This is a genomic window from Paracoccus binzhouensis, from assembly GCF_016446475.1.
Taxonomy (GTDB): domain Bacteria; phylum Pseudomonadota; class Alphaproteobacteria; order Rhodobacterales; family Rhodobacteraceae; genus Paracoccus; species Paracoccus binzhouensis.
Map to the genome: position 1 here is coordinate 1 of NZ_JAEHFP010000029.1, position 25341 is coordinate 25341.

General features: G+C 69.4%; 26 protein-coding genes and 1 pseudogene. 14 read left to right on the forward strand and 13 right to left on the reverse strand.

All coding sequences use genetic code 11. From position 1 onward, the window contains the following. On the reverse strand, positions 1 to 353 hold a 353-nt coding region (locus I9P22_RS09110; RefSeq protein ID WP_199259176.1), incomplete at its 3' end, for a hypothetical protein. 37 nt (positions 354 to 390) lie between these two features. Continuing rightward, a complete protein-coding gene (gene pyk / locus I9P22_RS09115) occupies positions 391 to 1836 on the reverse strand; it encodes a pyruvate kinase (protein WP_199259177.1) in 1446 nt (481 codons plus the stop codon). A 121-nt stretch (positions 1837 to 1957) separates the two neighbouring features. Between pyk and I9P22_RS09120 the strand changes: the two genes are divergently transcribed. Both I9P22_RS09120 and I9P22_RS09125 read left to right on the forward strand, forming a co-directional pair. Continuing rightward, positions 1958 to 2698: an N-formylglutamate amidohydrolase gene (locus I9P22_RS09120; protein WP_199259178.1), complete on the forward strand. Its 741-nt coding sequence runs from the start codon at positions 1958 to 1960 to the stop codon at positions 2696 to 2698. 133 nt (positions 2699 to 2831) lie between these two features. Further along, entirely contained in the window at positions 2832 to 3863 is a 1032-nt protein-coding gene (locus I9P22_RS09125) for an AbrB family transcriptional regulator (RefSeq protein WP_199259179.1), read from the forward strand. Here the strand turns inward: I9P22_RS09125 and I9P22_RS09130 are convergent. Then, entirely contained in the window at positions 3860 to 6061 is a 2202-nt protein-coding gene (locus I9P22_RS09130) for a primosomal protein N' (RefSeq protein ID WP_199259180.1), read from the reverse strand. The two genes, I9P22_RS09125 and I9P22_RS09130, sit on opposite strands and share 4 nt — an antisense overlap. A 265-nt stretch (positions 6062 to 6326) precedes the next feature. Between I9P22_RS09130 and fsa the strand changes: the two genes are divergently transcribed. The 4 genes from fsa to I9P22_RS09150 all read left to right on the forward strand — a co-directional run bounded on the left by fsa (position 6327) and on the right by I9P22_RS09150 (position 9540). Then, complete coding sequence (gene fsa, locus I9P22_RS09135; RefSeq protein ID WP_199259181.1) at positions 6327 to 6980, forward strand: fructose-6-phosphate aldolase; 654 nt, start codon at positions 6327 to 6329, stop codon at positions 6978 to 6980. Further along, positions 6980 to 7690: a DUF484 family protein gene (locus I9P22_RS09140; RefSeq protein ID WP_199259182.1), complete on the forward strand. Its 711-nt coding sequence runs from the start codon at positions 6980 to 6982 to the stop codon at positions 7688 to 7690. Before fsa ends, I9P22_RS09140 begins: the two co-directional genes overlap by 1 nt. Next, positions 7687 to 8625, forward strand: coding sequence for a tyrosine recombinase XerC (locus I9P22_RS09145; protein WP_199259183.1), 939 nt, complete (start codon positions 7687 to 7689; stop codon positions 8623 to 8625). The genes I9P22_RS09140 and I9P22_RS09145 overlap by 4 nt, the downstream gene beginning before the upstream one ends. Before the next feature lie 156 nt (positions 8626 to 8781). Next, a complete protein-coding gene (locus I9P22_RS09150) occupies positions 8782 to 9540 on the forward strand; it encodes a TSUP family transporter (protein ID WP_199259184.1) in 759 nt (252 codons plus the stop codon). Between the two features lie 8 nt (positions 9541 to 9548). On the opposite strand, the gene I9P22_RS09155 is transcribed toward I9P22_RS09150, so the two are convergent. Then, positions 9549 to 10535, reverse strand: coding sequence for an asparaginase (locus tag I9P22_RS09155; protein ID WP_199259185.1), 987 nt, complete (start codon positions 10533 to 10535; stop codon positions 9549 to 9551). A 151-nt stretch (positions 10536 to 10686) separates the two neighbouring features. Here I9P22_RS09155 and I9P22_RS09160 point away from each other — a divergent pair, with 151 nt between their 5' ends. After that, positions 10687 to 11214 carry an invasion associated locus B family protein gene (locus I9P22_RS09160; RefSeq protein WP_199259186.1) on the forward strand — a complete coding sequence of 176 codons (528 nt, stop codon included), beginning with the start codon at positions 10687 to 10689 and terminating at the stop codon, positions 11212 to 11214. Between the two features lie 110 nt (positions 11215 to 11324). Next, a complete protein-coding gene (gene rlmN, locus I9P22_RS09165) occupies positions 11325 to 12539 on the forward strand; it encodes a 23S rRNA (adenine(2503)-C(2))-methyltransferase RlmN (protein WP_199259187.1) in 1215 nt (404 codons plus the stop codon). Positions 12540 to 12618: 79 nt separating this feature from the next. Here the strand turns inward: rlmN and I9P22_RS09170 are convergent, their stop codons facing one another. Next, complete coding sequence (locus I9P22_RS09170; RefSeq protein WP_199259188.1) at positions 12619 to 13581, reverse strand: metallophosphoesterase; 963 nt, start codon at positions 13579 to 13581, stop codon at positions 12619 to 12621. Positions 13582 to 13757: 176 nt separating this feature from the next. Between I9P22_RS09170 and gpmI the strand changes: the two genes are divergently transcribed. Genes gpmI through I9P22_RS09190 form a run of 4 tightly spaced genes read left to right on the forward strand, consistent with a single transcriptional unit; the run spans position 13758 to position 18422 of the window. Then, positions 13758 to 15290 (forward strand): 2,3-bisphosphoglycerate-independent phosphoglycerate mutase, encoded by a 1533-nt coding sequence (gpmI, locus tag I9P22_RS09175; protein WP_199259189.1) that lies wholly within the window; start codon positions 13758 to 13760, stop codon positions 15288 to 15290. Then, positions 15287 to 16522 (forward strand): murein hydrolase activator EnvC family protein, encoded by a 1236-nt coding sequence (locus tag I9P22_RS09180; RefSeq protein WP_199259190.1) that lies wholly within the window; start codon positions 15287 to 15289, stop codon positions 16520 to 16522. Before gpmI ends, I9P22_RS09180 begins: the two co-directional genes overlap by 4 nt. Continuing rightward, the gene (locus I9P22_RS09185) at positions 16519 to 17937 is read left to right on the forward strand and encodes a S41 family peptidase (RefSeq protein WP_199259191.1); all 1419 of its coding nucleotides are present in this window, start codon (positions 16519 to 16521) and stop codon (positions 17935 to 17937) included. The genes I9P22_RS09180 and I9P22_RS09185 overlap by 4 nt, the downstream gene beginning before the upstream one ends. After that, positions 17934 to 18422, forward strand: coding sequence for an RNA pyrophosphohydrolase (locus I9P22_RS09190; RefSeq protein ID WP_199259192.1), 489 nt, complete (start codon positions 17934 to 17936; stop codon positions 18420 to 18422). Before I9P22_RS09185 ends, I9P22_RS09190 begins: the two co-directional genes overlap by 4 nt. A 78-nt stretch (positions 18423 to 18500) precedes the next feature. Here I9P22_RS09190 and I9P22_RS09195 read toward each other — a convergent pair whose 3' ends face one another. Both I9P22_RS09195 and I9P22_RS09200 read right to left on the reverse strand, forming a co-directional pair. Then, positions 18501 to 19751, reverse strand: coding sequence for a lytic murein transglycosylase (locus I9P22_RS09195; protein ID WP_199259193.1), 1251 nt, complete (start codon positions 19749 to 19751; stop codon positions 18501 to 18503). Positions 19752 to 19840: 89 nt separating this feature from the next. Further along, positions 19841 to 20173 (reverse strand): hypothetical protein, encoded by a 333-nt coding sequence (locus I9P22_RS09200; protein WP_199259194.1) that lies wholly within the window; start codon positions 20171 to 20173, stop codon positions 19841 to 19843. 55 nt (positions 20174 to 20228) lie between these two features. On the opposite strand from I9P22_RS09200, the pseudogene I9P22_RS09205 reads away from it, so the two are divergent. Beyond that, positions 20229 to 20697: pseudogene (locus tag I9P22_RS09205) on the forward strand (YbaK/EbsC family protein). 49 nt (positions 20698 to 20746) lie between these two features. Here the strand turns inward: I9P22_RS09205 and I9P22_RS09210 are convergent. Next, complete coding sequence (locus I9P22_RS09210; RefSeq protein ID WP_028713184.1) at positions 20747 to 20998, reverse strand: GlsB/YeaQ/YmgE family stress response membrane protein; 252 nt, start codon at positions 20996 to 20998, stop codon at positions 20747 to 20749. Between the two features lie 106 nt (positions 20999 to 21104). Then, the gene (gene dapD, locus I9P22_RS09215) at positions 21105 to 21929 is read right to left on the reverse strand and encodes a 2,3,4,5-tetrahydropyridine-2,6-dicarboxylate N-succinyltransferase (protein ID WP_199259195.1); all 825 of its coding nucleotides are present in this window, start codon (positions 21927 to 21929) and stop codon (positions 21105 to 21107) included. Positions 21930 to 22023: 94 nt separating this feature from the next. Here dapD and I9P22_RS09220 point away from each other — a divergent pair, with 94 nt between their 5' ends. Further along, positions 22024 to 22851, forward strand: coding sequence for an LOG family protein (locus I9P22_RS09220; protein ID WP_199259196.1), 828 nt, complete (start codon positions 22024 to 22026; stop codon positions 22849 to 22851). 457 nt (positions 22852 to 23308) lie between these two features. Here I9P22_RS09220 and I9P22_RS09225 read toward each other — a convergent pair whose 3' ends face one another. The 4 genes from I9P22_RS09225 to I9P22_RS09240 all read right to left on the reverse strand — a co-directional run bounded on the left by I9P22_RS09225 (position 23309) and on the right by I9P22_RS09240 (position 25191). Beyond that, positions 23309 to 23836 (reverse strand): hypothetical protein, encoded by a 528-nt coding sequence (locus I9P22_RS09225; RefSeq protein WP_199259197.1) that lies wholly within the window; start codon positions 23834 to 23836, stop codon positions 23309 to 23311. A 120-nt stretch (positions 23837 to 23956) separates the two neighbouring features. Next, the gene (rlmH, locus tag I9P22_RS09230; RefSeq protein ID WP_199259198.1) at positions 23957 to 24424 is read right to left on the reverse strand and encodes a 23S rRNA (pseudouridine(1915)-N(3))-methyltransferase RlmH; all 468 of its coding nucleotides are present in this window, start codon (positions 24422 to 24424) and stop codon (positions 23957 to 23959) included. A 1-nt stretch (position 24425) separates the two neighbouring features. Further along, positions 24426 to 24881, reverse strand: coding sequence for a ribosome silencing factor (gene rsfS, locus I9P22_RS09235; protein WP_408635176.1), 456 nt, complete (start codon positions 24879 to 24881; stop codon positions 24426 to 24428). A gap of 76 nt (positions 24882 to 24957) precedes the next feature. Then, on the reverse strand, positions 24958 to 25191 hold the full coding sequence (locus I9P22_RS09240) for a hypothetical protein (RefSeq protein ID WP_199259199.1): 234 nt from the start codon (positions 25189 to 25191) through the stop codon (positions 24958 to 24960). Positions 25192 to 25341 lie beyond the last annotated feature (150 nt).

A 25341-nucleotide genomic window follows, 5' to 3' on the forward strand; every position in this document is an offset into this window, starting at 1 on the left:
GCCTGCGCGGCCGGGGCCTCGGTCGCCGTCTCGGCCGGGGCTTCCGGGGCCGGGGCTTCCGGCGCGGCGGCGGGGGTGTCGGCCGGCGCCTCCTCGGCCTCCGGAGCCGGGGCGGTCACCGGGTCGCTGCCCAGCGAAACCTGACCGTTCGCCAGGCGCTGCCAGCTTTCCTTCAGCGCCGCGACGCCGAAGGGGCGCTGATCCAGCCAGGCGCCGGCAAAGGCCAGCACCAGGCCCAGCACCAGCGCGATGGCCGCGCCGCGCGGCGCCCGGGTGCGGGCCACCGAGACCACGGCCATCAGCACCGAAAGCGCGCAGAGCGCCACGCCGGCCAGCAGCAGGATGTCGATCATCGGATCACCTTTCCGTTACGGATCTGTCGCCCGGGGCTTATTCCGGATCGGTGCGATAGATCAAGCGCTCGTCGCAGGGGGCGATGCGCAGGATGTTGGTGGTGCCCGGCACGTTGAAGGGCACGCCGGCCATGACCACGATCTGGTTCGATTCGTCGGCGAAGCCGAAATCCCGCGCCGCCTTGGCCGCGTTCACCACCGCCTGCTTGAAGCGTTCCAGCGACGGGGTCTTCACGCAATGCGTGCCCCAGGTCAGGCACAGCCGGCGCAGCGTGTCCTGTTCCGAGGACATGGCGACGATCGGCACCCGCGGCCGCTCGCGCGCCACCAGGCTGGCGGTGGTGCCGGACTGGGTGAAGGCGCAGATGGCGGAGATGTCGGTGGTCTCGGCGATCTCGCGCGCGGCGGCGACGATGCCGTCGGCCACGGTCTGGCGCTTGGCCTGGCGCGAGCTTTCGATGATCTCGCGATAGGTCGGGTCGCTTTCGACGGACCGCGCCACGTTGTCCATGGTCGCCACCGCCTCGACCGGATAGGCGCCGGCGGCGCTTTCGGCCGAGAGCATCACCGCATCGGCGCCCTCGTAGATCGCGGTCGCCACGTCGCTGACCTCGGCCCGGGTCGGCATCGGGCTTTCGATCATCGATTCCAGCATCTGGGTCGCCACGATCACCGGCTTTGCCGCCGCGCGGCAGGCGCGCACCAGCCGCTTCTGGATCGGCGGCACCGAATGCACCGGAAGTTCGACCCCCAGGTCACCCCGCGCCACCATGATCCCGTCCGAGACCTTGAGGATCTCGCTGAACGCGCGCACGGCGGCGGGTTTCTCGATCTTGGACAGGATGGCGGCGCGGCCCTTGGCCAGCTCGCGCGCCTCGATCACGTCCTCGGGGCGCTGCACGAAGGACAGCGCCAGCCAGTCCACCCCCAGCCCGCAGGCGAACTCCAGATCGTCGCGGTCCTTGTCCGACAGCGCCGCCAGGGGCAGCACCACGTCGGGCACGTTCACGCCCTTGCGGTTCGAGATGGCGCCGCCGGCCGTCACCGTGCAATCGGCGAAATCCGGGCCGCAGGCCTCGACCCGCAGGCGGATCTTGCCGTCATTGACCAGCAGCTCGGCGCCGGGTTCCAGCGCCGCGAAGATCTCGGGATGCGGCAGCTGCACGCGGTTCACGGTGCCGGGCGCCGGGTCCAGGTCGAAGCGGAAGGCCTGGCCGTCCTGCAGATCATGCGGGCCCTCGGCGAAGGTGCCGACGCGCAGCTTCGGGCCCTGCAGGTCGGCCAGCACCGCGATGGGCCGGCCCGATTCGGCCTCGACCTTGCGGATGATGTCGTAGCGGGCGCGCTGTTCCTCATGCGTGCCATGGCTCATGTTCAGGCGAAACACGTCCGCGCCGGCCTCGAAAAGGGCGCGGATGGTGGCGAAATCGCTGGATGCCGGCCCAAGCGTTGCCACGATCTTGACCTTGCGATGCCGTCTCATCCCGTTCTCCCGCCTGTTGTTTGCGCTATCGGCTGTTCTATAGCCCCATTCGCCGCCACGCGGCAACTGGGCCTTGCGCATGGCTTGCACTAAAGCCTTGCCCATGCGAGGCGAAGGAACCATGACGGCAGAGGCTTTCACGACCATCGGGGCGGACCGCCCCTCGCGCTGGCTGGTCACCTGCGACCATGCCAGCAACCGGGTGCCGGATTGGGTCAACGGCGGCGATCTGGGCATCGCGCCCGAGGACATGGCGCGGCACATCGCCTATGATATCGGCGCCGCGGGGCTGGCGCTGCACCTGGCGGAACGGCTGCGGGCGCCGGCGATCCTGTCGGATTTCTCGCGCCTGGTGATCGACCCGAACCGCGGCGAGGACGACCCGACGCTGCTGATGCGGATCTATGACGGCACCGTCATTCCGGCGAATCGCCGTGCCGATGCGGCCGAGCGGCAGAGGCGGCTGGATCGGCTTTATCATCCCTATCACGCCGCCTATGAGGCGCTGGCCTCGGCCCGGCCGGACCGGGCGATCTGCGCCGTCCACAGTTTCACCCGGCAGCTGCGCGGCAGGCCGCGCCGGCCCTGGGCGGTGGGGGTGCTCTATTCGCATCGCGACGAGCGGCTGGGCAAGGCGCTGGTGCGCGAATGCCGCGACCTGGGCTGGATCACCGGCGACAACGAGCCCTATTCCGGGCATCTGGACGGCGATTCCATCGACCGTCACGCCCTGGCGCAGGGCCGGCCCAACGTGCTGATCGAGGTCCGGAACGATCTGATCGCCGACGCGGGCGGGCAGGAGTTGTGGGCGACCCGGCTTGCCAGCCTGCTGGAGGGGTTCCTGAACCGCTGCGGGGTGTGACCGCCCTGCCCGCCCCGGCGCCCGGGCGCGGCGCGGGGCTGGACCTTCCGGCGCGGCTGGCCTATCGCGCGGCCCAGGAGCCAGCCTTGGGCGGCGGCATTGCCGCGACCGGGCTGGCGCGTTGGACACGACCATGACCCTGACCGGAAGACGTCTTCTGACCTTTGCGCTGGCCGCCATCGGCGGAGCGCTGTTCCTGGCGCTGCGCCTGCCGCTGCCCCTGCTGCTGGGCCCGATGCTGGCCTGCCTGATCGCCGCGCTGGCCGGGGCGCCGCTGGCCGGGGCGGGCGGCTTCGGCATCTTCATGCGCACCTTCCTGGGCGTGGCCGTCGGCGCCTCGATCACCCCGCAAGTGCTGGGCGAACTGCCCGAGATCGCCGCCTCGCTGGCGTTGGTGCCGGTCTTCATCGGCGCCATCGCCCTGGTCGGCTATCCGCTGTTCCGGCGGGTCTTCGGCTTCGACCACCCGACCGCCTGGTATGCGGCCATGCCGGGGGGCCTGCAGGACATGCTGGTCTTTGGCGAGGAGGCAGGCGGCGACGTGCGCGCCCTGTCGCTGGTCCATGCCACGCGCGTCCTGGTCATCGTCACCGTGGCGCCGCTGATCATGCAGAGCTTCTGGGGCGTGGACCTGTCGCAGCCGCCGGGCGCGCCGATCCGCGGCACCGACCCGGTCGAGATCGGGCTGATGGTCGCCGCCGGCCTTGTCGGCTGGAAGCTGGCCGAGCGGCTGGGCCTGTTCGGCGCCTCGATCCTGGGGCCGATGGTGCTGGCGGCGGGGCTGTCGCTGTCGGGCCTGATCCAGCACCGCCCCCCGGCCGAGATCATCCAGGCCGCGCAGTTCTTCATCGGCGTCGCGGTCGGGGTGAAATATGTCGGCATCACCGGCCGCGAGCTGCGCATCGACGTGACCGCGGGGCTGGTCTATGCGATGTTCCTGGCCCTGATCAGCCTGGCCTTCATCGAGCTGATCACGCATCTGGGGCTGGCGCCGACGCTGGATGCCTTCCTGGCCTACCTGCCGGGCGGGCAGGCCGAGATGGTGGTCATCGCCATCATCGCCGGGGCCGACCTCGCCTATGTGGTCAGCCACCACCTGCTGCGCATGATCATCGTCATCACCCTGTCGCCGCTGGTCTCGAAGCTGGTCGAGCGCCGGCGCTAGAGGAAGCTCTGCGGATCGATATCCACCGCCAGCCGCAGGTTGGCGGGGGCCTTCGGCGCGGCCGCCAGCCATTGCGCGATGGCGCCCTGCACCGGCGCCTGGCGCGGCGCGCGGACCAGCATCCGCACCCGGAAGCGGGCGCGAATGCGGGCGATCGGCGCCGGGGCCGGCCCGAACAGCTCGGCGCCGATGCTGCGCAGCGGCTCGGCGCGGCGGGCCAGCTCGCGGGCATAGTCCTCGACCACGAGCTGGTCGGGATGCGACAGGATGATCCCGGCCAGCCGGCCAAAGGGCGGCATCCCCGCCGCCTGCCGCGCCGCCGCCTCGGCATCCCAGAACGCCTCGTCCTCGCCCGAGAGGATGGCGCGGATCACCGGATGGTCCGGCTGGTAGGTCTGCAGAAGCGCCAGCCCCCGCGCATCGCCGCCCTCGCGCCCGGCCCGGCCGGCCACCTGCCGCATCAGCTGGAAGGACCGCTCGGCCGCGCGCAGGTCGGCGCCCTGCAGGCCCAGGTCGGCGTCGATCACCCCCACCAGCGTCAGGCGCGGGAAGTTGTGGCCCTTGGCGACGATCTGGGTGCCGATGATGATGTCGGTGCCGCCGGCGCCAATCTCGGCGATCGCCTCCTTCAGCGCCCGGGCCGAGTGGAACAGGTCCGAGGACAGCACCGTCGCCTTCGCCTCGGGGAAGCGTTCGGCCACCTCCTCGGCCAGCCGCTCGACGCCCGGGCCGATGGCGGTCATCTGGCCCTCGGTCCCGCAGCTTGGGCAGGCGGTGGGAATCGGCCTGGTCGCGCCGCATTGGTGGCAGACCAGGCGATTCTGGAAGCGATGCTCGACCATGCGGGCGTCGCAATGGTCGCAGCCGATCTGCTGGCCGCAGGCCCGGCAGGCGGTGATCGGCGCATAGCCGCGCCGGTTCAGAAACAGCAGCGACTGCTCGCCGCGTTCCTTGCGGGCGCGGATTTCGGCGGCCAGCCGGGGGCTGATCCAGCGGCCCTTCTCCATCTCCTGCTGGCGCAGGTCGATGGTGCCCATCTCGGGCAGGTCCGCCGTGCCATAGCGCGCCCGCAGGTCGAGGCGGCGGTATTTCCCCGAACCCGCATTCACCCAGCTTTCCACCGAGGGCGTGGCCGAGGCCAGCACCACCTGCGCAGCTTCGATGCTGGCGCGCAGCACCGCCATGTCGCGGGCGCTGTAATAGACCGCATCCTCCTGCTTGTAGCTGGAATCGTGCTCTTCATCGACGACGATCAGGCCCAGATCGGCAAAGGGCAGGAACAGCGCCGAACGCGCGCCGACCACCAGCCCGACATGATGCGTGGCCGCCATGGTCCAGAGCCGCCGGCGTTCGCTGCGGGTGATGCCGGAATGCCATTCCCCGGGCCGGGCACCGAAGCGCGCCTCGACCCGGTCGAGGAACTCGGCCGAGAGCGCGATCTCGGGCAGCAGCACCAGCGCCTGCCGGCCCTGGCGCAGGCATTCGGCGACGGCTTCCAGATAGACCTCGGTCTTGCCCGAGCCGGTGACGCCGCGCAGCAGCGTGGTGCCGTAGCCGCGGCGCTTCAACGCATCGCGCAGGGTCGCGGCGGCCTCGGCCTGGTCCTCGGCCAGCGGCTTGCCCGGCAGGCTCGGATCGAGCGTCAGATAGGGCACGTCGCGCGGCGCCAGCACCTCGGCCAGCGTTCCGGCCTTGACCAGCCCCTGCACCACGCCCGGACTGACCCCGGCCAGCTGCGCCAGCTCCCCCGGCGCGAAGCCGGCGCCGCCATGGTCCTCGATCACCCGCAAGACGGCGGCACGGGCATCGGTCATGCGCGCGGGCTCCGGCCCGGCGCGATGGATGATGCGCCGCGCCGAGGGCGGCTGGTCCAGGTCCGGCGCCCGCGTCGCCATGCGCAAAAGCGAGGGCAGCGGCGTCAGCGTGTATTCGCCCATGCGCACCAGGAATTCGATCATCCCCGGCGCCAGCGGCGGCGCGTCGATCAGCCGCGCCACCGGCCGCAGCTTCGCCGCATCGAAATCGCCGATCCCCGGCCCCCAGACCGCGCCCATCACCCGGCGCGGCCCCAGCGGCACCACGACGAGCTGGCCCAGCCGCACGCCGCCCTCGGGCGCGAGATAGTCGAGCACGCCGACCACCTCCTGCGTCAGCACCGCGATGCGCGCGCCATGGGGATAGAACAGCGGCGGGGCCATCTCAGGCCGGCATCGAGGCCAGGCCGATCAGCAGGAACAGCGGCCAGTTGCCGACCAGGAACGGACCGGCCGCCAGGGCCGGCAACAGGGCGATGAGATCGGGCTGAAAGGCTTCCAAGGCATTCTCCGGTTGCATGCGGCCGGGATAGTGGCATGCCGGCGCGCCTGCCCGCAAGCCGGGCCCCGCAAGCCGCGCAGGCCGGACTTCCCGCGCCGGCTGTTATGCGCTAAACCCACGGCAAAACCGCAAGAAGGGCTCCCTCCCATGAAATTCTTTGTCGATACCGCCGACGTCGCCGCGATCCGCGAATTGAACGACCTTGGCATGGTGGACGGCGTCACCACCAACCCGTCGCTGATCCTGAAATCGGGCCGCGACATCCTGGAAGTCACCAAGGAGATCTGCGACATCGTCGAGGGCCCGGTCAGCGCCGAAGTCGTGGCCGCCAAGGCCGAGGACATGATCCGCGAGGGCGAGCACCTGGTGAAGATCGCCCCGAACATCACCGTCAAGGTGCCGCTGACCTGGGACGGGCTGAAAGCCTGCAAGGTGCTGTCCTCGCAGGGCCACAAGGTCAACGTGACGCTGTGCTTCTCGGCCGCGCAGGCCATCCTGGCCGCCAAGGCCGGCGCCACTTTCATCAGCCCCTTCATCGGCCGGCTCGACGACATCAATTTCGACGGCATGGAGCTGATCGCCCAGATCCGCGAGATCTATGACAATTACGACTTCCAGACCCAGATCCTGGCCGCCTCGATCCGCTCGGTGAACCACATCACCGACGCCGCCCGCATCGGCGCCGACGTGATCACCGCACCGCCCGCCGTCATCAAGGCGATGGCGAATCACGTGCTGACCGACAAGGGGCTGGAGCAGTTCACCGCCGACTGGGCCAAGACCGGGCAGAAGATCGTCTGATGACCGAGCAGACCGCGGCCGAACTGACCGAGGACATCCGCGCCCGGCTGCTGGCGCAGCCCGAGCTGATCCTCTCCGACCGCGACCTGATGCGCGCGCTGATCGGCGCGCGCGAGGCCGAGGTGGGCGAGAACGTCATCGACATCCGCGGTCGCGCCATGCAGGCGCTGGAATCGCGGCTGGAGCGGCTGGAGGCGGCGCATGAATCGGTGATCTCGGCCGCCTATGACAACCAGTCGGGGATGAACACCATCCACCGCGCCGTGCTGTCGCTGCTGGAACCGACCGATTTCGAGGAATTCCTGGAAAACCTCGACATCGCCGTGGCGCCGATCCTGCGGGTGGAGACCCTGCGGCTGGTGATGGAATCGGGCGGCGAGATCCCGGCGCCCGAGGCCAGCGGCCCGCTGGTGATCGCGCCCTCCGGCACGATGGCCCGGCTGATCTCGGGCGGGCGGCGCATGCCGCGCGGCGACGACATCGTGCTGCGCCGCGTGGCGCGCGAGACCCTGCCCTTCCATGGCGAGGCCCGCGCCCCGATCCGCTCCGAGGCGCTGCTGCCCATCGACCTGGGCCCCGGCCGCTTCCCGGCGCTCTTGCTGATGGGCTCGGCCGATCTGGGGCGCTTCAACCCGGCGCAGGGCACCGATCTGCTGCGCTTCTTCGGCCAGGCCTTCCGGCTGGTGCTGATCTCCTGGCTGCGCAAATGACCGGCGGGGCCGAGCCTTTGGCGCTGGCCCCGGCCATGGCCGAGAACCTCGCGCGCTGGCTCGACAACGAGCGCGCGACCCGCGACCGTTCCGACCACACCATCCGCGCCTATCAGGCCGACCTGCTGGCCTTCCTGGCCTTCCTCGGCGGCTATCACGGCACGCCCGCCCTGCCCGCGACGCTGGGCCAGCTGACGCAATCCGACATGCGCGCCTTTGCCGCCGCCGAGCGCGGGCGCGGGCTTTCGGCCCGCTCGCTGGCGCGCAGGCTTTCGGCGACGCGCAGCTTCATCCGCTGGATGTCGGACCGGCACGGCTTCGACGCCTCCAGGGCGCTGGCCTCGCGCAGCCCGAAATTCACCCGCTCGCTGCCCCGCCCGCTGGCCCCGGACCAGGCCGAGGCGCTGCTGGAGATCGCCGGCACCGCCCATCCCGAGGCCTGGATCGCCGCCCGCGACACGGCGGTGCTGACGCTGCTCTATGGCTGCGGGCTGCGCATCTCCGAGGCGCTGGGGCTCGACGGTGCCGACTGGCCCTTCCGCGAGGCGCTGACCATCCGCGGCAAGGGCGGCAAGGAACGCCAGGTGCCGGTGCTGCCCGTCGCGCGCGAGGCGATCGCCGAATACCTGCGCCTCTGCCCCTACCCGCTGGAACCGGCAGCGCCGCTGTTTCGCGGCGCCCGCGGCGGCCGGCTGAATCCGGCGCTGATCTCGGGCGCCATGCGCCAGCTTCGCCAGGTCATGGGCCTGCCGCCGACCGCCACGCCGCATGCGCTGCGCCATTCCTTCGCCACGCATCTGCTGGCCGCCGGGGGCGACCTGCGCACCATCCAGGAACTGCTGGGCCATGCCAGCCTGTCCACGACCCAGGTCTATACCGGGGTGGACGACGCCCGGTTGCTGGAAACCTATCGCGCCGCCCATCCCCGCGCCTGAGCGGTTCACCGTTTCCCGATCCTCCGGCAACCGCACCGCCGGCACCCACGCCGCCCGGATGCACCTCTGGCGATTTCTTCGTTCCGCAAATACCCCTGCGGCCGCGCCGCCCGCGCCGGCTTTACAATCCCGCCGCGCCGCCGCAAAGGAGGGGCCATGTTCGATCTCTCCCTCGATCTCGTGCTGATGCTGGTGGGCGCCGCCTTTGCGGCCGGATTCGTCGATGCCATCGCCGGTGGCGGCGGGCTCATCACCGTGCCGGCGCTGCTGCTGGCCGGGCTGCCGCCGGCGCAGGCGCTGGCCACCAACAAGGTGCAGGGCGTCTTCGGCGCGGCGACGGCGGCGATCTCCTATGCCCGCCGCGGGCTGGTCGATCCGCGCCTGCAGCTGCCCGAGGCAGCGGTGGCCTTCGTCGCCGGGCTTTGCGGCGCGGCGCTGGTGACCTGGATCCCCACGCAGGCGCTGCGCTACGGGCTGCCGCTGGTGCTGATCGGCATCGCGGTGTTCTTCGCGCTGAAGCCGGGGCTGGACGACAGCGACCGCATGCGCCGCATCACGCCGCTGGCCTTCACCGCCAGCGTGGTGCCCGTCGTCGCCTTCTATGACGGGCTGGTCGGGCCCGGCACCGGATCGTTCTTCATGCTGGGCTTCGTCATGCTGGCGGGCTACGGCATCCTCAAGGCCACCGCGCATACTAAACTGCTGAACTTCGCCTCGAACCTGGGCGGGCTGGTCGCCTTCGCCGCGGTGGGCAAGCCGCTCTGGCTGCTGGGCGCCGCCATGGCGGTGGCGCAGATCGCCGGCGCGATGCTGGGTGCGCGGCTGGCGATGCGGATCGGCGCCAGGGTCATCAAGCCGCTGCTGGTCGTCACCTCGACCGCTCTGGCGCTGCGGCTGATCTGGCAGCTGCTCTGATCCTCCGGTCAGCCGGGAAAGCCGCGGGCGCGGCGCATCTCGCCGGTCTGGAGGCCGCGCCAGTTTCGGATCGGCCCGGTCAGGTATTTCTGCACCACCGGGTCGCTTTCCTCCAGCAGCCCCAGATGCACCATCAGCGCCGCGATCGCCGCCTCGGCGCCGCGGGTGCCGCCATCGGCGATCTTCAGCGCGATGCCCAGGCCCCGCTCGGGAACGATGCCGACGAAGACCGCCTCGGCGCCGGTCTTGACCGCGGCGCGGCCCTTCATGGCGCGCATCAGCTCGGTGCAGGCCCGGCCCTCGCCGGCGACCAGCTCGGGATGGGCGATCATCGCCTCGACCAGCCGGCGCTGCGCGGCGCCGCGCCGGCCCGGCCCGGGCTGCGCGAAGGCGGCCATGGCATGGGCCAGCCCCTCGACCGTGCAGGCGAAATTCGGCGCCGAGCAGCCGTCGATGCCCCAGCCGGCGGCGGTCTCGCCCGTCACCTCCTCGAAGGCGCGGCGCACGGCGCGCTGCACCGGGTGGTCGATCTCGACATATTCCGGCCCGGCGTTCATGTGCCGCTTGAGTGTCAGGAAGCCGGCATGCTTGCCCGAGCAGTTGTTGTGGATCTGGCAGGGCCGGCTGTCCGAGCAGAGCAGCCGCCGGTGCTCCTCGGGATCGCGCGGCATGTGGGCGCCACAGCGCAGGTCCTCCTCCTCGAGGCCCAGGGCGGTGAGCCAGCGCTCGACCCGCCCGGTATGGATGCGGCCGCCGTTATGGCTGGCGCAGGCCAAGGCCAGATGCTCGTCGGTCAGCCCGGCCGCGTCGGCGGCGCCGCTTTCGACCAGCGGCAGGGCCTGGATCATCTTGCAGGACGAACGCGGGAAGATCACCGTGCCGGGATTGCCCCAGGCTTCGACCACGCCGTCCGCGTCGCAGATCACCACGTGACCCAGATGCGTGCTCTCGCGCAGACCGCCCCGCCACAATTCGATGAGTCTAGCCGCAGTCATGGGTCGCTTTTCCTCTGACAATCGCGCGATTTTCCGCAAACGGGGTTTTTCTACCCGGCATTTTCGCATTATCTTGCAGCCAGATGGTTGAAAACACCACCGTCATCGGCAACAAACCGGAACGAACCGGACCATGGCAGGAGGCCAGAGCATGTTGAAATCCGCGCCGCGCGCCGCAGCGGCAGCCGCTGCAATCGTGATCGCCGCTTCTTCGCCGGTCCTGGCCCAGGACTCGACGAACGTCATCGGGACCGAGGGCGACTGGACCGTCTTCTCGGCGAACAGCCCCAAGGAATGCTGGGCCGTCTCGGCACCGAAATCCACCCAGAACCTGGATTCCAACGGCAATCCCAAGGAAGTGACGCGCGGCGACATCCGGCTTTACGTGGCCTATCGTCCCGGCCAGGACGGCGAGGTCTCGTTCTCGGGCGGCTATCCCTTCGCGCCGGATTCGGCGGTCGAGGTGAATATCGGCGGCAATGTCTTCAAGCTGTTCACCGAAGGCGAAAGTGCCTGGACCGGCTCTCCGTCGGAAGACAGCAAGCTGGTCTCGGCGCTGCGCGCGGGCTCCTCGGCGGTGATCACCGGGCGCTCGGCCCGGGGCACGGTGACCAAGGACACGTTCAGCCTGTCCGGCATCACCGCCGCGACCAACAAGGCGCAGGCGGCCTGCAAATAAGCCGCATCCCACGGGTCCGGCAAAGACAGGGGCTTCGGCCCCTGTTTTCTTTTGGGCCGCTTTGCCCTATATAGGCCCATTGCCCCCCTTGCCGCCCGGACAAGCCAGCCATGAACGCCCCGTCGCCCGTCACGCCCCCCGTCACGCCTGCCGCCCCGATCACCCAGGACCTGCTGACCATCCCGCGCAAGCTACCCGAGACGGCGCGGCGCAACCTGGTCGGCCTGACGCGCGAGCAGCTGCGCGAGGCGCTGATCGAGGCCGGCACCCCGGAAAAGCAGGCCAAGATGCGCGTCGGCCAGGTCTGGCAATGGCTCTATCACTGGGGGGTGCGCGATTTCGCGCAGATGACCAACCTGGCCAAGGACTACCGCGCCCTGCTGGCCGAGAAGTTCGAGATCGCCCTGCCCGAGATCGTCACCCGCCAGATCAGCGCCGACGGCACCCGCAAATACCTGCTGCGCATCGCCGGCGGGCATGAGGTCGAGACGGTCTATATCCCCGAGGAAAACCGCGGCACGCTGTGCATCAGCTCGCAGGTGGGCTGCACCCTGACCTGTTCCTTCTGCCATACCGGCACGCAGAAGCTGGTGCGCAACCTGACGGCGGGCGAGATCGTCGGCCAGGTCATGGTCGCCCGCGACGACCTGGGAGAATGGCCGAAGCCCGGCGCGCCCAAGGACGAGACGCGGCTGGTTTCCAACGTCGTGCTGATGGGCATGGGCGAGCCGCTCTACAATTTCGACAATGTCCGCGACGCGATGAAGGTGGTGATGGATGGCGAGGGCATCAGCCTGTCGCGCCGCCGCATCACGCTGTCGACCAGCGGCATCGTGCCCGAGATCGCCAAGACCGCCGAGGAGATCGGCTGCCTGCTGGCAGTCAGCTTCCACGCCACCACCGACGCGGTGCGCGACAAGCTGGTGCCGGTGAACCGCAAGTGGAACATCGAGACGCTGCTGAACGCGCTGCGCGACTATCCGCGCCTGTCGAACAGCGAACGCATCACCTTCGAATACGTGATGCTGGACGGGGTGAACGACAGCGACGAGGACGCCCGCCGGCTGGTCAAGCTGATCCGCGGCATCCCGGCCAAGATCAACCTGATCCCGTTCAACGAATGGCCGGGCGTCGCCTATCGCCGCTCGAGCTGGGAACGGATCGAGGCCTTCGCCGACATCGTGCACAAGGCCGGCTATGCCTCGCCGATCCGCACCCCGCGGGGCGAGGACATCATGGCCGCCTGCGGCCAGCTGAAATCCGCGACCGAGCGCGGCCGCAAGTCCCGCGCCGAAATCGCGGCCGAGGCGGGCAGCGCCGCCTGAACCATCCCCGGGGCGCCTCGTCGCGGCGCCCCGTCTTTTCCGTTTTCCGGATACCCGCCTGTCCGGCGGCGCGCCGGCGTCAGGCCGGGACCGCGGCCAGTTCCAGCACGCGGTCTTCCTCGCGGCCGAAACCCTTGATCTCGATCCGGTCGGCCTCGACCGAAACGATGGCAAAGCAGGACTGGTCGGGCGTATCCACCATGCCGCGGAAATTCACGAAATGCTGCTTGCCGATGGCGGCGTAATTGCCGGCATGGTTGTGGCCGTTGAACCAGGCCAGGCAATGCGGATGCGCCTTGACCAGCTCGACGATGCGCTCGCTGTCCCAAAGATTGTGCTCGTTTGCCGGATAGACCGGGTAATGGCACAGCAGGATGGCGCGCTCGCCCGCCCCGGCCGCCGCCTTCAGCCGCTCGTCCAGCCAGGCAAACTGCTCGTCCGACAGCGAGCCGTTCCAGCTTTGCGCGTTCTCGGCGCCGGTTTCCTTCAGCTTCGCCAGCCGCTCCTCGGCCAGGGCGCGGCGCGGGTCGTCCTTGGGCGGCGCGAAGGTCGAAACGTCGTTGCCGTCCACCACGATGAAGCGGATGCCCTTGACCGCGAAATCGTAATGGGGCGCCGGCATGCCCACGGTGCGGACCACCGAGGGGATCCATTCCGGCGGATAGTCATAGTCGTGATTGCCCAGCAGGAAATGCTTGCGGTGCTTGAGCCGGTCATAGACCGGCAGGATATGGCTGTAGCTTTCCCAGTGCCGGTCGATGATGTCGCCCAGCGTCACCACGAATTCCAGGTCGTCGTGCTGGTTCAGCTCGGCGATGGCCGCGTCCAGCTTCCACAGCGAATTGCCATAGAAGCGGGTGGCGGTGGCGTTCGGGACGACCGGGGCGAATTGCGGGTCGCTGATCACCCCGAAGCGGAAGGGCGTGAAGCCGGCCGGGGCGGTTGCGCCGTCCTGCGCCAGCGCCGCCGTGCCGGCGGCGGCGGTCGAGACGAGGGCGGCGGCGGCCGGTGCCGCTGCCAGCAGATCGCGACGGGTCAACATGGTTGGTCCTCCTGAGTCAGACGATTTCAATGCGCCCGGCTTAGCGGGCTTCCTTGACGGCAGGGTGACATCGGCCGCCCGCCGCCCGGCTTCACGATTCCGGCACAATCGCGGGCGAACTTGCCCCCCGAGCCTTGCCGCCTTAGAAGCGTCACGACCCGCGAGAGAGGTGCCGCATGACCCAGCCGACACATCCGAAACCCGTCGTCCTGTGCATCCTGGACGGCTGGGGCATCTCGGACCGCCCGGAACAGAGCGCCCCGGACCAGGCGCGCACGCCGAATTTCGACAGGCTGATGCGCGACTGCCCGCATGGGACGCTGGTGACCTTCGGACCTGATGTCGGCCTGCCCAAGGGCCAGATGGGCAATTCCGAGGTCGGCCATACCAATATCGGCGCCGGCCGCGTCGTCGCCATGGACCTGGGCCAGATCGACCTGGCGATCGAGGATGGCAGCTTCTACGAGAATGCCGCCCTGGGCGAGTTCGTCCGCAAGCTCAAGGCCAGCGGCGGCACCGCGCATCTGATGGGCGTGGTCTCGGATGGCGGCGTGCACGGCCATATCCAGCATGTGATCGCCGCGGCGCGGGCGGTCGCCGACAAGGGCGTGCCGGTGGTGGTCCATGCCATCACCGACGGCCGCGACGTGCCGCCGAAATCCGCCCTGGCCTTCGTGACCGAGCTGCGCGGCGCGCTGCCGCCCTCGGTGCGGATCGGCACGGTGATCGGCCGCTACTACGCCATGGACCGCGACAACCGATGGGAGCGGGTGGCCCGCGCCTATGCCGCCATGGTGCGCGGCGAGGGGCTGGGCGCGCCGGACGCCATCGAGGCGGTGGCGGCGGCCTATGCCCGGGACGAGACCGACGAGTTCATCCAGCCCACGGTGATCGAGGGCTACCGGGGCGCCGGCGACGGCGACGGCTTCTTCTGCCTGAATTTCCGCGCCGACCGCGCGCGCGAGATCCTGGCCGCCATCGGCCAGCCGGACTTTTCGGCCTTCGACACCGGCCGGCGGCCGCAATGGGCGGCGCTGCTGGGCATGGTGGACTATTCGGCCAGCCATGACGAATACATGGACGCCGCCTATCCCAAGCGGCAGGTGGTGAACACCCTGGGCGCCTGGGTCGCCGCCAGGGGCCTGCGCCAGTTCCGCCTGGCCGAGACCGAGAAATACCCGCATGTCACCTTCTTCCTGAACGGCGGCAAGGAGACGCCCGAGAAGGGCGAGGACCGCTTCATGCCGCAAAGCCCCAAGGTCGCGACCTATGACCTGGCGCCCGAGATGGCGGCGCCCGAGGTCAGCGCAAAACTGGTCGAGGCGATCGAGGCGGGCTACGACCTGATCGTGGTGAACTATGCCAACCCCGACATGGTCGGCCATACCGGCAGCCTGCCCGCCGCGATCCGCGCCTGCGAGGCGGTGGACAAGGGTCTGGGCATGATGCTGGCGGCGCTGGAAAGGGCCGGCGGCGCGGCGGTGATCATCGCCGATCACGGCAATTGCGAGACCACCATCGACCCCGAGACCGGCGGCCCGCATACCGCCCACACCACCAACCCGGTGCCGGTGATCGTCTTCGGCGGCCCGGCGGGGGCCAGGGTCGGCAGCGGCCGGCTGGCCGACGTGGCGCCGACGGTGCTGGACCTGATGGGCCTGGACCTGCCGCCCGAGATGACTGGGCATTCGCTGATCGAGCGCGCATGAGACCGAGGCTGCTTCCGGCGGTGATCGTGGCCTTCGGCCTCGGTTCCATGGCCCCGGCCCAGCCGGCGACGCCCGCGCAGGGCGATTCGCAACTGGGCCAGGCGGCCGCAGAGGCGGCCGCGGCCGCCGACATGCTGCGCGCCGCCGTGGGCCAGCTGGACGAGGCGCTGACCGAGGACGACCAGGTCGCCTCGCTGACCCGGATGATCCGCGCCTATGAGCAGGGCCTGTCGGCGTTGCGCGACGGGCTGCGCCGCGCCGGCGTGCGCGAGCAGGAGATCCGCGCCGAATTCGACGCCCGACGCGAGCGGCTGGGCCGGGTGCTGGGGGTGATGACCTCGATGCAGAAATCGCCCGAGACCATGCTGCTGCTGCATCCCTCGGGCCCCGAATCCTCGGCCCGCGCCGGGATGATCCTGGCCTCGGTGGCGCCGGGGCTGGAGGCCGAGGCGCGCGAGATGCAGCAGAAGCTCGAGGAGATCCGCACCGTGCGGACCATCCAGCTGAACGCCGCGAACACGCTGGCCCAGGGGCTTGGCCAGGTGCAGGAGGCGCGGCGGCTTCTGGCCTCGGCCGTCACCGACCGCTCCAGCCTGCCGGTGCGCTTCGGCAAGGATCCCAAGGAACTGACCGCGCTGGTGCAATCGGCCGACACGCTGGACGCCTTCGCCTCGGGCATCGTCGGCATGGAGCAGGACGTGGGCGCGCCCATGGCCGATTTCGAGGGCGCGCAGGGCAGCCTGGCGCTGCCGGTCCTGGGCAAGGTGCTGCGCCGCTATGACGAACCGGACGCCGCAGGCGTGCGCCGCCCGGGGCTGGTCATCGCCACCGCGCCGGCGGCGCTGGTCACCACGCCCTGGCCGGCGACGATCCGCTATCGCGGCCCGCTGCTCGATTACGGCAATGTGATGATCGTTGAGCCCGCGCGCGGCTATCTGATGATATTTGCCGGTCTGGCACAGGTCTTCGGCGAGACGGGCGACGTGCTGGCGGCGGGCGAGCCGGTTGGCCTGATGGGCGGGCAGGAACCGCCCGCGCAGGAATTCGGGGCCGAGTTCGTCGCCAATGCCGCGATCGGAGGCGGTGCTGGACAGACCGAGACACTGTATGTTGAACTTCGCAAGGGCAAGGAAACACTGGACCCGGCGGAGTGGTTCGTGATGAATCCCATCGTCGACGAGGCCGCAGACGAAACAGGCCGCAACGCAACCGGGCAGGACGGAACGGAATGAAACACTATCTTCTGGCAGGGGCGATCGGCACGCTGGCTGGCGCGGTCGTCGCCACGCAATTCGCCGGCCCCCTGGTCGCACAGGAAACGGGCAGGAACGCCTCGGTCTATGAACAGCTCGACCTGTTCGGCAATGTCTTCGACAAGATCCGCTCGGATTATGTCGAGCAGGTGGACGACAAGAAGCTGATCGAGGCGGCGATCAACGGCATGCTGACCTCGCTCGACCCGCACAGCTCGTTCCTGTCGGCCAAGGATTACGAGGACATGCAGACCCAGACCCGCGGCAGCTTCGGCGGCCTCGGCATCGAGGTCGGGCAGGAGGACGGGCTGGTCAAGGTCATCTCGCCCATCGACGACACCCCCGCCGCCGAGGCGGGCGTGAAGGCCGGCGACTTCATCACCCATGTGAACGGCGAATCACTGATGGGGCTGAACCTCGACGAGGCCGTCGAGAAGATGCGCGGTCCGGTCGGGTCCGAGATCAAGATCACCATCCTGCGCGAGGGCGAGAAGGAGCCCTTCGACCTGACCATCACCCGCGACGTCATCAAGCTGACGGTGGTCAAGACCCGGATCGAGGGCCATGCCGTGGTCCTGCGCGTCACCACCTTCAACGACGAGACCATGGACACGCTGAGGACCGAGATGGCCAAGGCCATCAAGGATGCCGGCGGCATCGACAAGGTCACGGGCTTCGTTCTGGACCTGCGCAACAACCCGGGCGGGCTGCTGAACCAGGCCATCGATGTCTCGGACGCCTTCCTCGACAAGGGCGAGATCGTCTCGACCCGCGGCCGCACGCCCGGGGAAAGCGAGCGCTGGAACGCCAAGCCGGGCGACCTGGCCGAGGGCAAGCCGATGGTGGCGCTGATCAACGGCGGCTCGGCCTCGGCCTCGGAGATCGTCACCGGCGCGCTGCAGGACCATCGCCGCGCCATCGTCGTCGGCACCAAGAGCTTCGGCAAGGGCTCGGTGCAGACGGTGATGCCGGTGACCGCGGAAAGCGCCATCCGGCTGACCACGGCGCGCTATTACACGCCCTCGGGCCGCTCGATCCAGTCGCTGGGCATCCAGCCCGACATCATCGTCGAGCAGCCGACGCCCAAGCCCGAGGAGGAGGCCGAGAACGGCGACAAGCCGCGGACCGAGTCGAAATTCCTCAGCTCGGAGGCCGATCTGCGCGGGGCGCTGAACAATGATTCCATCAGCGACGAGGAGCGCAAGCAGATCGAGGAGGAGGCCAAGGAGGTCGAGGCCACCGCCAAGCTGCGCGAGGAGGATTACCAGCTCGCCTATGCGGTGGACATCCTCAAGGGCCTGTCGGCGATGGATTACAACGCCAAGACCGTGCCCGAAGCGGCCAAGCCCGCCAATACCGGCGAGGACGCGGCCCAGGGCGCGCAGACGCAATGACCGAGCTGCTGGGGCCTTCGGGCCTGCCCTATCGACCCTGCGCCGGGGTGGTGCTGATCAACCCGGCCGGCCTGGTCTTTGCCGGGCAGCGCATCGACAACCCGACCCCGGCCTGGCAGATGCCGCAGGGTGGCATCGACCCGGGCGAGTCCCCGCGCGACGCGGCGCTGCGCGAGCTGGTCGAGGAGACCGGCGTCACCACCGACCTGGTCGATGTGGTGGCGGAAACGTCCGATTGGGTGACCTATGACCTGCCGCCCGAGTTGCTGGGCAAGGTCTGGAAGGGCCGATATGGCGGCCAGAAGCAGAAATGGTTCGCCATGCGCTTCCTTGGTCCGGACGAGGCGGTGCGGATCGCCACCGCCCATCCCGAATTCGACCGCTGGCAATGGATGCGGGCGGCGGATGTGATCGAGTCGATCGTGCCCTTCAAGCGCGATGTCTACGCCCGGGTGTTGGGCGAGTTCCGCGAGATCCTGGCCTGACCGCGCCTGTTGCGCGGCCGGGTGGGTATTTGCAGAGCAAAGAAGTCGAAGGGCGGCCGGGGTGGGCCGCCCTTTTTCCTAGCTGCGCAGCATGGCCAGCAGCCGCGTATCGGCATAGCCGTCGGGCGTCACGCCGCGCGAACGCTGGAAGGCCTTGATCGCCTCGGTCGAGCGGCTGCCGAGCTTGCCGTCCACGCCGCCGGTGTCGAAGCCCTTGGCCATCAGCAGGCGCTGGATCTCGGCCTTTTCGCTGTTCGACAGCGCGCGGTCGCCGCGCGGCCAGCTGCCCTGGATGCCGGGCCGGCCGGCGATGGCGTCGCCCAGATAGGCCACCGCCAGCGCATAGCTGTCCGAGGCGTTGTATTTCAGGATGGCGCGGAAGTTTTCCGTGATCAGGAAGGCCGGGCCGCGCGATCCCGCCGGGGCGAGGATCGAGCCCGAGGGCACCGGCGCGCCGCTGACCGTGCGCACCCCCATCGCCGCCCATTGGCTGCCGGAATGCTGCACCGACTTGCCGGCATGGTTGAAGTCGAAGCCCGGCGGCAGGATCACCTCGGTCCCCCAGCTCTCGCCGGGCCGCCAGCCGTTCTGGCGCAGGTAGGATGCCGTCGAGGCCAGCGCGTCGGTCGGGTCATCCGACCAGATGTCGCGGCGGCCGTCGCCGTTGAAATCGACGGCGTGGGAGAGGAAGGACGAGGGCATGAACTGCGTATGCCCCATGGCCCCGGCCCAGCTGCCGACCATATGGGCGCTGTCCACGTCGCCGGACTGGATGATGCGCAGCGCCGCCACCAGCTCACCGGCGAAGAATTCGCCGCGCCTGCCGTCATAGGCCAGCGTCGCCAAGGCCGGCACGATCGGGGTGCTGCCGCGGCCGGCGCCGAAATTCGACTCCATGCCCCAGACCGCCAACACCACCTCGCGCGGGACACCGTAGCGCGATTCGATGGCGGAAAGCGTGCCGGCATATTGCGCCGCCCTGGATCGGCCGGTCGCGACGCGGGTGCCGATGGCGCCGTCGAGATAGTCCCAGATCGGCTTGGTGAATTCGCTTTGCTTGCGGTCGAGCGCCACGATGCTGGGCTGGTAATGCGCCCCCGCCATGGCGCTGTCGAAGGTGCCGGGCGAGATTCCGGCCGCCAGCGCGCGCGGGCGGAAGCTTTGCACCCAGTTCTGGAAGCCGGCCTCGGAGCCCTGCCCGCCCGCCGTGGGCAGGCCGCCGAAATTGCCGCCGAGGCCGCCCGGGCTCTGGTTCAGCGAGACGCCGCAACCGGCAAGGGCGAGGATCAGCACCGCCGAGGCCGCGATGCGGGAAATGCGTCTGGTCATTCTGCCTGTCCGTTCCGTTGCTCGTTCATGGGCTTTTCTTCTGGTTGCGGCCAGTCTAGCCCAGCCCGGCGCGGCTGGATAGGGGCCGATCAGGCGTCGCCTTCCTCATCCCCATCGCCGTAAAGCGGCTCCATCTGCGCCACGATCACCGCGTTCTCGTTGAGCGCCCGGTCCATCAGGGCGCGCTCCTCCTCGGGGATCTCGTGGCCCTCGGCCAGCCGTTCGTCGATGCTGCCATGGCCGGTGACCTCGATGGGCGCCAGCCCGGCCTGTTTCAGGATGGCGACGGTTTCGCGCACCGCCTCCTCCTCGGTCGTGCCCGAGGCGTAGCAGACCAGCGCCGCGCCGCTGGCGCCTTCGGGCAGGCCGTCATCCGCGGCGCGGCCGACCTCGACCAGAAGCGTGTAGACCTGCTGGGCCATGGCTTTTCCTTGCTGCATTTTCGCGTCATATCGCCCGAAACCGGAGGGAGAGACAATGAGCAAGAGCTTGAAGCGGGTGCAATCGGCGCTGCAGGCGGCCGGGCTTGCCGTCGAGATCCGTGAGACCGACGACAGCGCCCGCACCGCCGAGGGTGCGGCGGCCGCGGTCGGCTGCGCAGTCGACCAGATCGCCAAGTCGATCATCTTCCGCGGCGAGACGACCGGCCATGTCGTGCTGTTCCTGACCGCCGGCGGCAACCGTCGATCCGGCCAAGGCAACGACGCTGGCGGGGCAGAGCCTCGGCAAGGCCGATGCGGACCTGATCCGGGCCGAGACCGGCTTCGCCATCGGCGGGGTCGCGCCGGTCGGGCATCTGCGGCAGGTCCAGGCCTGGCTGGATCCGCGCCTGCTGGATTTCGAGACGGTCTGGGCGGCGGCCGGGACGCCGCGCCACGTCTTCGCCATCGCGCCGGAGGATCTGGTCCGCATCACCGGGGCGAAACAGGCGGATTTCACCGCCTGAATTTTACCGCCTAACCTGAAAAGGGGCGGGAAACCCCGCCCCGCTTTCGCTATCCGGCCACCGCGCGGTAAAGCCAGATCAGCACCACCGCGCCGATCAGCCCGGCGACGCCCTGCGCAAGCCAGCTGCCGGCCTGGGCGTTCAGCCCGACCAGGCCCAGAAGCGCATTGCCGACGATGGCGCCGACGATGCCCAGGATGACGTTGAGGATGATCCCCGTATCCGCCTTCATGATGCTGCTGGCGATCCAGCCCGCAAGACCGCCGACGATGATCGCGGCCAGCCAACCCAAACCCTGCATGTGAAACTCCGCTTTCAGGATACCTGTCGGGGTTGAACGCAGCACCGGCGCTTGGGTTTCACGCCGGACTCACGCGCGGGTGAGTCCGGTGCAGGGCTGCAACAGGTCAGTCGCGCAGCAGCTCGTTGATCGAGGTCTTGGAGCGGGTCTGCGCATCGACGCGCTTCACGATCACCGCGCAATACAGGTTCACGCCGTTCTTCGAGGGCATCGAGCCGGCGACTACCACCGAGCCCGCCGGCACCTCGCCATACATGACCTCGCCGGTCTCGCGGTCGACGATCTTGGTGGACTTGCCGATGAAGACCCCCATGCCCAGGACCGAGCCCTCGCGGACGATGCAGCCCTCGACCACCTCGGACCGGGCGCCGATGAAACAGTTGTCCTCGATGATGGTCGGGCCGGCCTGCATCGGCTCCAGCACGCCGCCGATGCCGACGCCGCCCGACAGGTGCACGTTCTTGCCGATCTGCGCGCAAGAGCCGACGGTGGCCCAGGTATCGACCATGGTGCCCTCGTCGACATAGGCGCCCAGGTTCACGAAGCTGGGCATCAGCACCACGCCCCTGGCGATATAGGCCGAGCGGCGCACGACGCAGTTCGGCACGGCGCGGAAGCCGGCGGCCTGCCATTGCGCCTGGCCCCAATGCGCGAATTTGCTGTCCACCTTGTCCCACCAGGTGCCGCCCTGCGGCCCGCCGGCATGGATCTCCATGTCCTTCAGGCGGAAGCCCAGCAGCACCGCCTTTTTCGCCCATTGATTGACGTGCCAGTCCTGGCCGCGCTTTTCGGCCACGCGCAGCGCACCCTTGTCCAGCGCCTCCAGCGTCGCCTCGACGGCGTCGCGCGTCTCGCCCCTGGTGGCGGGCGTGATCTGGTCGCGGATCTCCCAGGCGGATTCGATGGCGGCTTCAAGGGCGTCATTCGACATGGTCTGGCCTCTCTCGGGTGGAAACTGTTGCCCAAGGGCTATAAGCCGGGGGCTGCGGCCGCGCAATGTGCGGCAGTTCGTGCCAGAGGTTTGGATGAGAGAAGAAGACGACCGCCACCATCCGTTTCGCGACAGCCAGCAGGACGTGGCGGTCGCCCGCACCCTGCCCGACACGCCCCAGACCCGGGCCCCGGCCTATCGGCTGGCCTTCACCGACAACGAATTCCTGCTGCGCGAGGAGCTGCGCCCGGTGCGGCTGCAGCTGGAGCTGCTGAAGCCGCAGATGATCATGGATGCACGCGGCATCCGCTCGACCATCGTCATGTTCGGCGGCTCGCGGATCCCGGCGCCCGGGCAGCGCGAGACGGCGCGCACCCCGACCCTGGCCGCGCTGTCGCATTACTACGAGGAAGCACGCCGCTTCGCCCGGATGATGACCGAGCGCAGCCTGGACAGCTATGGCGCCGAGAACGTCATCTGCACCGGCGGCGGCCCCGGGGTGATGGAGGCCGGCAACCTGGGCGCGCACGAGGCCGGCGGCATCTCGATCGGCCTGTCCATCGTCCTGCCGCACGAGCAGGCGCCGAATGCCTATGTGACGCCGGACCTGTGCTTCAACTTCCACTATTTCGCCATCAGGAAGATGCATTTCCTGATGCGCGCCCGCGCGGTGACCGTGTTCCCCGGCGGCTTCGGCACCCTGGATGAGACCTTCGAGGCGCTGACCCTGATCCAGACCGGCCGCATGAAGCGGGTGCCCTTCATCCTGTTCGGGCCGGAATTCTGGCACCAGGTCATCAACTGGCAGGCCCTGGCCGATGCCGGCACTATCAGCCCCGAGGACCTGCAGCTGATGAGCTTCGTCGAGACCGCGGACGAGGCGGTCGAGATCATCGACAAATGGGTGACCCCCTGCCCTTGACGGGCGTGCCGTGGGCTGCTGCCTTGCGCCCTGTCGCAAGGTCGCATCGGCCGTGACCTTGGCGAAGCGGCCCCATCGGGGCTCGAGCATCGGCCGATGGCGGTTCCCTCTGCCGCAGCCAGCCGCACACGGGGGCGGCGCCTTTCAGCGCGGTGCCGGCTGTGCATCATCGGCCCGGAAGGTCCGGGACTGATAGGCCTTGTCGAGACCGCGGGCGGGCCGTCGACAGATGGGCGACGCCCACTCCCTGACGAGCGCGCCGCAGGCTCGGCCTTTTAGGCTCGCCTCGGCGGCGCATTGCGGCAGCGTCAGCCGGTCCAGGCATTGTCAGCCCCGAGGATACGGGCGGATGAGCCTTGTCGTGGCGGCGGACAAGGCGTCGAGAGCATCGGCCGGGGGCACCCCCGGCCCGCCCGCAGCCTTGAAGCGCCATTGCCGGGAAGGCGGACGGCACCCGCTATTTCGGCCACCAGGCGATGAAATCATGCGGCCCGACGCTGACCGGCGGGCCGCCAGAGCGGCGCCGTCTCGCCAAGTCGGGGGCGAATTGCTGCGCCTGGGCCACGCCCTCGCGATAGATCGCATAGGTCAGTTCGGGGCGCATCTCGGGCTCGGGCTGGTCCTCGACAGCGCGCACGACGATGGTGCCGCGCCTCAGTGCGCGCAGGAATGCCTCGTCATCGCCATAGATCGCGGTCAGGAACTTGATCACCCGGGCGCGGAACACCGCCCGGTCCTGCGGGCTGTCGGCATCCCCGGCAGCGGGCCGGACCGGCGCCTGCAACTTGCGGCCGCCGGTCCCGGCCTGGCGGGCCTGGCCGATGCCGTCGCGGCCCAGCCGCACATCCTCGCTGGCCGGGGCAGTTTCCTCGACCGGCGGCAGGCGGGGCGGCGCCTGGGCGACAAGCGGGGCCTCGGCGGTTCTGGCGGCGGGGGCCGCGGCGGGGCCCGCCAGGCTCTGGATCTGGTTGGCGACGGGAATCATGCTGCACCCGGAGACTGGTTATGGAACGATCCCATCATAACCGGAAAAGCCGGATCTTCACCGGCACGCCGCCGGAATAGCGCCTAAAATCTTAACGGTTCCGGAGGCTTTGCCCGGTTCTCATTCCCGGTGATACGGGCTGCCGGCCAGGATGGTGGTGGCGCGGTAGATCTGCTCGGCCAGCATGACCCGGACCAGCATATGCGGCCAGACCATGCGGCCGAAGCTGATGGCCAGGTCGGCGCGGTCGCGCAAGGCCGGGTCGATGCCGTCCGCGCCGCCGATGACGAAGGCCACGTCGCGGGCCTGGTCGCGCCAGCCGGCGATCCGCGCGGCCAATTCCGGCGAGGACAGCATCTGGCCGCGTTCGTCCAGCACGACGGTCGCGGCGCCTTCGGGAATGGCCTTCAAGAGCAGCGGCGCCTCGGCGGCCATGCCGCCGCCGCGCCTGTCCTCGACCTCGGCCAGGGTGACGGGGGGCAGGCCCAGGCTGCGGCCCGCCTTGGCGTGGCGGTCGAGGTAATCGGCGATCAGCTTCGCCTCGGGGCCTTGCCGCAGCCGCCCGACCGCGGCAATGACCATGCGCATCCTAGTTCCGGCTGTCGCGGGCCTCTTCGGCCGCGTGATCGGCGCGCATCCGCTCCAGCGTCGCCGAGCGCAGTGCGTCGGCGGGCATCCACATCTTTTCCAGCTGGTAGAATTCGCGCACTTCGGGGCGGAAGACATGGACGATCACGTCGTCGGTGTCGATCAGCACCCAATCGCCGGTCTCCTTGCCCTCGATGCGGGCGGAGCGGCCGGTCTGCTGCTTCAGGCGCTCGACCAGCTTCTCGGCGATCGAGGCCACCTGGCGCGCGTTGCGGCCCGAGGCGATCACCATGTGATCGGCCATGGCCGAACGGCCGCGCAAGTCGATGGTCACGACTTCCTCGGCCTTGTCGTCGTCGAGAGAGGCTAGAATGCGGGCCAGTAGCTGATCGCTCGTCAGCCCGGGCTCCGCGGTGGTCGCAGCCGGCGCAGGGGCCGGCGAGACGAAATTGGACAGGGGTTCATCCTCCGGTCATCGCGCCGATCTCCCCCGGCGCAGGGGCCCTTATAATGTAGCACGGAATCGCGGCTGCTCAATCCGGCGGCGGCGGATTTCTGGACGCGTCCCGGGGCAGGCAGGCCGCAAGCGGCAGATTTCCGGCGTGATCCGGGCATTTGACCAGCCCGGCCGGCCAGACCAGGGGCCGGCTTTCCAGCTGCGCCAGTTCCCGCGCCCGTTCGGCCGGCGTATGCGCCAGATAGACCGCCAGGGTGAAGGCTGCGACCCCGAACAGCGGCAGCGCCCGCAGGATGAAGCGAATCAGCATGATCGGTCCTTTCCGTATCCCTTGGCCGGAAAGATAGGCAGCATTCTTCAAGATGGAATTAACAGCCCCGTGTGGCGATATTGAATACAGGGTCAATTCGGCGTAATACTGCCCGCATGCGAGGATTCGTCTATTTCGACATTCACGACC

What these genes read in the sequence shown, in the direction of transcription:
- I9P22_RS09140 (WP_199259182.1), top strand. Translation starts at nt 6,980, where the DNA reads ATGACCGAGCAGACCGCGGCCGAACTGACCGAGGACATCCGCGCCCGG.
- I9P22_RS09150 (WP_199259184.1), top strand. Translation starts at nt 8,782, where the DNA reads ATGTTCGATCTCTCCCTCGATCTCGTGCTGATGCTGGTGGGCGCCGCC.
- I9P22_RS09145 (WP_199259183.1), top strand. Translation starts at nt 7,687, where the DNA reads ATGACCGGCGGGGCCGAGCCTTTGGCGCTGGCCCCGGCCATGGCCGAG.
- I9P22_RS09220 (WP_199259196.1), top strand. Translation starts at nt 22,024, where the DNA reads ATGAGAGAAGAAGACGACCGCCACCATCCGTTTCGCGACAGCCAGCAG.
- I9P22_RS09210 (WP_028713184.1), bottom strand. Translation starts at nt 20,998, where the DNA reads ATGCAGGGTTTGGGTTGGCTGGCCGCGATCATCGTCGGCGGTCTTGCG.
- I9P22_RS09180 (WP_199259190.1), top strand. Translation starts at nt 15,287, where the DNA reads ATGAGACCGAGGCTGCTTCCGGCGGTGATCGTGGCCTTCGGCCTCGGT.
- I9P22_RS09160 (WP_199259186.1), top strand. Translation starts at nt 10,687, where the DNA reads ATGTTGAAATCCGCGCCGCGCGCCGCAGCGGCAGCCGCTGCAATCGTG.
- I9P22_RS09170 (WP_199259188.1), bottom strand. Translation starts at nt 13,581, where the DNA reads ATGTTGACCCGTCGCGATCTGCTGGCAGCGGCACCGGCCGCCGCCGCC.
- I9P22_RS09130 (WP_199259180.1), bottom strand. Translation starts at nt 6,061, where the DNA reads ATGGCCCCGCCGCTGTTCTATCCCCATGGCGCGCGCATCGCGGTGCTG.
- I9P22_RS09225 (WP_199259197.1), bottom strand. Translation starts at nt 23,836, where the DNA reads ATGATTCCCGTCGCCAACCAGATCCAGAGCCTGGCGGGCCCCGCCGCG.
- I9P22_RS09195 (WP_199259193.1), bottom strand. Translation starts at nt 19,751, where the DNA reads ATGACCAGACGCATTTCCCGCATCGCGGCCTCGGCGGTGCTGATCCTC.
- fsa (WP_199259181.1), top strand. Translation starts at nt 6,327, where the DNA reads ATGAAATTCTTTGTCGATACCGCCGACGTCGCCGCGATCCGCGAATTG.
- rlmH (WP_199259198.1), bottom strand. Translation starts at nt 24,424, where the DNA reads ATGCGCATGGTCATTGCCGCGGTCGGGCGGCTGCGGCAAGGCCCCGAG.
- I9P22_RS09155 (WP_199259185.1), bottom strand. Translation starts at nt 10,535, where the DNA reads ATGACTGCGGCTAGACTCATCGAATTGTGGCGGGGCGGTCTGCGCGAG.
- I9P22_RS09185 (WP_199259191.1), top strand. Translation starts at nt 16,519, where the DNA reads ATGAAACACTATCTTCTGGCAGGGGCGATCGGCACGCTGGCTGGCGCG.
- dapD (WP_199259195.1), bottom strand. Translation starts at nt 21,929, where the DNA reads ATGTCGAATGACGCCCTTGAAGCCGCCATCGAATCCGCCTGGGAGATC.
- I9P22_RS09240 (WP_199259199.1), bottom strand. Translation starts at nt 25,191, where the DNA reads ATGCTGATTCGCTTCATCCTGCGGGCGCTGCCGCTGTTCGGGGTCGCA.
- I9P22_RS09200 (WP_199259194.1), bottom strand. Translation starts at nt 20,173, where the DNA reads ATGGCCCAGCAGGTCTACACGCTTCTGGTCGAGGTCGGCCGCGCCGCG.
- I9P22_RS09190 (WP_199259192.1), top strand. Translation starts at nt 17,934, where the DNA reads ATGACCGAGCTGCTGGGGCCTTCGGGCCTGCCCTATCGACCCTGCGCC.
- gpmI (WP_199259189.1), top strand. Translation starts at nt 13,758, where the DNA reads ATGACCCAGCCGACACATCCGAAACCCGTCGTCCTGTGCATCCTGGAC.
- I9P22_RS09120 (WP_199259178.1), top strand. Translation starts at nt 1,958, where the DNA reads ATGACGGCAGAGGCTTTCACGACCATCGGGGCGGACCGCCCCTCGCGC.
- rlmN (WP_199259187.1), top strand. Translation starts at nt 11,325, where the DNA reads ATGAACGCCCCGTCGCCCGTCACGCCCCCCGTCACGCCTGCCGCCCCG.
- pyk (WP_199259177.1), bottom strand. Translation starts at nt 1,836, where the DNA reads ATGAGACGGCATCGCAAGGTCAAGATCGTGGCAACGCTTGGGCCGGCA.
- I9P22_RS09125 (WP_199259179.1), top strand. Translation starts at nt 2,832, where the DNA reads ATGACCCTGACCGGAAGACGTCTTCTGACCTTTGCGCTGGCCGCCATC.